Origin of the sequence: Pseudomonas sp. FW305-28, assembly GCF_017351395.1 — a bacterium.
GTDB lineage: Bacteria > Pseudomonadota > Gammaproteobacteria > Pseudomonadales > Pseudomonadaceae > Aquipseudomonas > Aquipseudomonas fluorescens_AA.
In genome coordinates this window covers 1-2,841 of sequence record NZ_JACNDD010000279.1, presented here as the reverse complement: position 1 = coordinate 2,841, position 2,841 = coordinate 1, and the positions used below count along the sequence as shown (strand labels likewise).

General features: G+C 66.7%; 1 protein-coding gene. It reads right to left on the bottom strand.

Features of this window, described 5'->3' with window-relative positions; genetic code table 11:
• Window positions 1-2,841: non-ribosomal peptide synthetase (locus J4E53_RS30300; protein ID WP_207268283.1), on the bottom strand; the 2,841-nt coding region annotated here is incomplete at both ends.

The window sequence follows — 2,841 nt, the reverse complement described above, 5'->3', positions numbered from 1 at the left end:
CTGTAGTGACGTTCGGTGGCGTTCCAGCGGTCCAGTTGCTGTTGGTCCTGCTGTTGCGGGAACAGTTCGACCAGGGTGTGTCCAGGGGTTGCCACCAGGGCGTCGAGCAGCGCGCACCACTGCGCGCTCCAGCGTTGCATCGTCGCTTCGTCGTACAAGGCCGATTGGTATTCCAGCGCCAGCGTCATGTCGCTGCCGTCATCCTGGACTTCCCAGCTCTGTTCAAACTTGGCGTCGATCGCCGGCAGCATCTGCTCTTCGACGTTCAGGCCCGGCCATTGGCTGCTGTCGACGCGCCCATAGTTGAGGGAGAACAGCACCTGGAACAGCGGCGTGCGGTTCAAGTCGCGGTTCTGCGCGATGGCACCGACCAGGGTGGCGAAAGGCAGGTCGGCATGGGCCTGGGCTGCACGCAGGTCGGCTTCGAGGCTGGCGAGCAATTGCTCGGCCGGGGCCCGTTGGTCGACGTCGCTGCGGAGCACCAGGGTGTTGACCAGGCAGGCCAGCAATGTCTGGGTTTGGGCGTGGTCACGTTGGTCCGCCGGGGTGCCGAGGCGAATCTCCCGCTGGCCGCTGTAGCGGGCCAGCAGCGCGCTCAGGGCCGTGGCCAGCACCACGTAGGTGGTCGTGCCGCGCTGACGGGCGAACTGTCGGATGGCTTCGGCACGCTGGGTGCCGAGGCGGACGCTCAGTTGCCGGGCGCGACGATCGGCTTCGGCGCCGCGTGGATGGTCGATGGGCAGGTCGAGCTGGTAGTCGTCCTGGCCCAAGTGGTTTTTCCAGTAGTCCAGGCTGGCATGGCGCCGGGCCTGGGTGTCCGGGTGCTGTTGCCACAGGGCGAAATCGACGTAGTCGATCTCCAGCGGCGTCCACGCGGGCGACTGCCCGCTGAGGCCGGCGGCGTAGGCCTGGGTCAGTTCGTCGATGAGCAACTGCATGGCCCAACCGTCGGTGGCGCTGTGGTGCAGGCACACCAGCAACAGGTTTTCGTCGCTGTCCTGGCGTTGCAGAAGGTGCGCACGCCAAGGCGCGGCGGCGGCCAGGTCGAACGGCGTCATCAGTTCGTCCTGGGCGTTGGCACAGGTCGCGGCCCAGTCCTGGGTCGCAACGCACGTGACCGCGAGCGCCGGCCCGTGGTCGTCGATCAGCAGTTGTGGCTCGCCGTCGACGTCGATAATCCGGCTGCGCAGCACCAGGTGGCGCTGGCTGACCTGCTCAAAGGCCTCGCGCAGGATCTGGACCTGCAGCTCGCCGCGCAAGGTCAGGGCGAACGGCATGTGGTATTCGCGGGACTCCGGCACCAGGCGGCTGAGCATCCAGAACCGGTGTTGGGCCAGGCCCAGGGGCAGTTGCGCCGGGCGCGGTTGTACGCTGATCGATTCATCGGGCAGGGCCGCCCGCAGATGCTCGGCCAAGGCCGCGACCGTCGGTTGGGCGAACACCAGCGGCAAGGGCAGGGACACCCCCAGGCGCTCACGGACCCGGCTGACCAGGCGGGTGGCCAGCAAGGAGTGGCCGCCGAGTTGGAAGAAGTGGTCCTCGATACCGACGTCTGAACAGCCCAGCACCTCGCTGAACAGTTCGCAGAGCACGGTTTCAGTGGCATTGCGCGGCGCGGTGCGCGGCTGGTCGCTTTGGCTGTGTGGCAGCGGCGCGGCGGCCAGGGCCTTACGGTCGAGCTTGCCGTTGCTGTTGAGCGGCAGGCGGTCGAGTTGCACGAAAACGCTTGGCTGCATGTGCACGGGCAGGCTGTCGCTCAAGTCGGCACGCAGGGTCGCCTCATCGGCGTCACCGCACCAGAAACTCACCAGGCGCTGATCCAGCAACAAGGTGGCGGCGTCGCGAATACCGGCCTGGGCCAGCAGCGCAGCGTCGATTTCCCCCAGCTCGATGCGCTGGCCACGCAACTTCACCTGGTGGTCGAGACGGCCCAGGTACTCGATGTTGCCATCGGCCAGGAAGCGGCAGCGGTCGCCGGTGCGGTACAGGCGATCACCGGCCACGAACGGGCTGGCGAGGAAGCGTTCTTCGGTCAGGTCCGGGCGCTTCAAATAGCCACGGGCCACGCCGACGCCGCCGATGTACAGCTCGCCGATGCTGCCAATCGGCAGCGGCTGCATGGCTTCGTCGAGGATGTACAAGCGCAGGTTGGCGATGGGCTTGCCGATCGGCACGATCACATCGTCCGCCGAGCAACGCCAGACCGAAACGTCGATGGCCGCTTCGGTCGGGCCATACAGGTTGACCAGCGCCGCCGGGTGCTGGCCCATGAAGCGCCGCACCAGGTCCACCGGCAAGGCTTCGCCACTGGCGAACACCTGGCGCAAGCTGTGGCAGTCGACCAGGCTCGGTTCCTCGACAAAGGCCCGCAGCATGGACGGTACGAAGTGCAAGGTCGTGACCCGTTCCTGCTGGATCAACTGGCTGAGGTAGGCCGGGTCGCGATGACCGTCCGGACGGGCGACCACCAGGGTCGCGCCAGTGATCAACGGCCAGAAGAACTCCCACACCGATACGTCGAAGCTGTACGGCGTCTTTTGCAGCACACGGTCGTTCGGGCCAATCGGGAAGGCGTCCTGCATCCAGTGCAGGCGGTTCATCAAGGCGCCGTGTTCGTTCATCACGCCCTTGGGTTGGCCGGTGGAACCGGAGGTGTAGAGCACGTAGGCCAGGTCGTTGGCCTGGACACTGATCGGCTCTGCGACTTCAGCGATTGGCAACGCCTCCAGCGTCCAGGCGTCATGCCCGACGGGCAGGCGCGACAGCCATTGCGCCTGGGTCAAGGTGACCTTGGCATCGGCGTCCTCGATCAGGAAGGCCAGGCGCGTGGCCGGCAACTCC